1 protein-coding gene is annotated in these 620 nt (G+C 54.0%); it reads left to right on the top strand.

Going from position 1 to position 620, the window contains the following annotated elements; all coding sequences use genetic code 11:
* The coding region (locus tag A3773_RS19725; protein WP_197462827.1) for a hypothetical protein at positions 1-620 on the top strand (620 nt) is incomplete at both ends.

The following is a 620-nucleotide window of genomic DNA, read 5'->3' as shown; positions in this document are numbered from 1 at the left end:
AAGAAGGGGGGAAAAGGAAGAAAGAAGGAGGAGGGGGGAGAAGAGAGAAAAAGAAGGGAAGAAGGGAGGGAAAGGGAGGGAAAGAGAAGAGGGGGAGGAAAAAAAAAAGAAGGGAAAGGAGAGGGAAGGGAAGAAGGAGGGAAAAAAAGAGGGGAAGGGAAAGAAGGGAAAAAAGGGGGAAGAAAGAAAGGGGGGAGGAAGGGAAAGAAAGGGAAGAAAAGAGAGGAAAGGGAGGGAGGAAGAGAAAAGGAGGGAAGGAGAAAGAAAAAAGGGAAGAGAGGGAAAAAGGGAAAGAAGGGGGGGAAAAGAGAGGGGAAGAGAGGGGAGGAGAAGAGAGGAGAAAGAGAGAGGGGGAAGAAGGAGAGAAGGAGGAGGAGGGGGAGGGGGGGGGGGAAAGGGAAGAGGGAAGGGAAAGGAAGGGAAAGGGGGAGGGGGAGAGAGGGGAAGGGGAAGAGAGAGGAGGAGGGAGAGAGGAGGGGGGAAAAGGGAGAGGAGGGAGAGAAAGAGGGGGAGGAAAGGAGGAGAGAGGAGGGAAGAGGGAAAGGGAGGGAGGAGGAGGGAGGGGGGAGAGATGATAGAGAGGATGGAAACCAAAAATGTCTATCATGCCCACCGGGTAG

The sequence above is a fragment of the Neptuniibacter pectenicola genome, from assembly GCF_001597735.1.
GTDB classification, from domain to species: Bacteria; Pseudomonadota; Gammaproteobacteria; order Pseudomonadales; family Balneatricaceae; genus Neptuniibacter; species Neptuniibacter pectenicola.
This window is presented reverse-complemented; position numbering and strand designations above follow the sequence as displayed.